General features: G+C 65.3%; 2 protein-coding genes and 1 pseudogene. 1 reads left to right on the forward strand and 2 read right to left on the reverse strand.

Annotated features, from left to right (window positions below; translation table 11 throughout):
• On the reverse strand, nucleotides 1-634 hold a 634-nt coding region (locus LQV45_RS30850), incomplete at its 3' end, for a NusA N-terminal domain-containing protein (RefSeq protein ID WP_290370369.1).
• Nucleotides 634-1251: a ribosome maturation factor RimP gene (gene rimP, locus LQV45_RS30855; RefSeq protein WP_028277119.1), complete on the reverse strand. Its 618-nt coding sequence runs from the start codon at nucleotides 1249-1251 to the stop codon at nucleotides 634-636. The genes LQV45_RS30850 and rimP, both read right to left, overlap by 1 nt.
• A gap of 105 nt (nucleotides 1252-1356) precedes the next feature.
• Between rimP and LQV45_RS30860 the strand changes: the two are divergent.
• Nucleotides 1357-1627, forward strand: a pseudogene (locus LQV45_RS30860) (hypothetical protein); the annotation flags it as partial.

Genomic DNA, 1627 nt, shown 5'->3' on the forward strand with positions numbered 1-1627 from the left:
TGGTGCGGTGGCAGGCTTCGCGGGCAAGCGCCACTATCTCGGCCGAACGGTCCGCGATCTCGGGAACGTCGAGTTCGAAGAGCTTCCGGACGAGCCCGGGGTGGGAGCGCGACAGCGTGATGGACGGGCCCTTGGTGCCGCGGTGGACGTCGATCACGAAAGCGCGCAGCCGGTTGCCGTGGATGTACTTCTCGCCGGGAACCTGCTCGGGCGGCGGCAGCAGTGCCTCCACCGTGCCCAGGTTCACCTGGATCATGTGCGGGTTGTTGCCCTGCTGGATGGTGCCGGCGACAAGCTCACCTTCACGGCCCTTGAACTGGCCCAGCACGTTGTCGTCCTCAGCGTCCCGGAGGCGCTGCAGAATGATCTGCCGTGCGGTGCTCGCCGCGATGCGTCCGAAGCCCGCGGGGGTGTCCTCGAACTCGCCGATCGGGGCGCCGTCGTCGTCGATCTCGGTGGCCCAGATGGTCACGTGGCCGCTCTTGCGGTCGAGCTCGGCCCGGGCCTTTTCGAAGGCGCCGGGGGTCTTGTGATAGGCCACGAGCAGTGCCTGCTCGATTGTGGGAATCAGGAGATCCAGCGGGATTTCACGCTCACGCTCCAGGAGTCTCAGTGCGCTCATGTCAATATCCATCAGGCCTCCTCAGAAGGTCCATTGTTTGCTTTTTCCAAGCCGGCCTCTTCGAGGTGGCTGAACTCTATCTCGACTTTTCCGCTGCGGATCCTGTCGAAAGGAAGCTTGACGGGTTCACCCTGTTTGGGCTTCATGCCCTTCTTGACGGCAATTTCCGGAACGAGGGTGACTCCCCCATCGTCGACGGACTGGACCCTGCCGGTGACGTTGTCGCCTTGGATCACGTTCACGTTGACCATCCGCCCGCGGGCGCGGTGCCAGTGCCGCTCCTCGGTCAGTGGACGGCCGACGCCGGGTGAAGAGACTTCGAGCTCATAGGGGCGCGCGTCCATGCTGGGGTCGTTGTCCAGGGTGTCCGAGAGGGTCTTGGAGATCTCGGCGATGACGTCGAGCCCGACGCCCCCGGTCTCCTCCTGCGGCAGGTCCACCACTACGTGGACCACCCGGTTGGCGCCGGCGACATGGATGGATACGTCCTCCAGGTACAGCCGGTTCGCCAGCACTGCGGGTTCCAGGAGTGCGTGAAGGCGCTCGGCCTCGACATTTTGAACGGTTGCGGCTTCAGCCTTCCCCGTCCCGGTCCGGTCTGTTGAAGTCGTGGCTTCTGCGTTGGTCATGATGCCGGCCGCCTCCCGCTAGATGATGTTGTGTGTACTAGCCTAGCGATTTTCCAGGCGGCGTGGTGCACGCAGTTCCGGGCCGGCATGACAACATGGTCTGTTGTGAAAGACGACACCAGGGAAAAGCGATGGCAGGATCACTTTCCCCGGTCGCTCCCCCGCTATGTGCTTTTGGTGTGCCTCGCCCTGGTGGTGGTGAGCCTGGGCGTGGTCCTGACGCCGGCCAGGCCGCCGGAGCCTGCGGCGCCGCCCTTTTCTGAGCAGGCGCGCGCCGCCGCACTGGCCGAAACCCGGCAACTGCTGGACGCCGGCAGCCAGCTTGGCACCGCGGCCCGGGCCGGTTCAAAAGACAGCCCGGCCGAGGGCGCGGATG

The sequence above is a fragment of the Microbacterium sp. Bi128 genome, assembly GCF_918698205.1.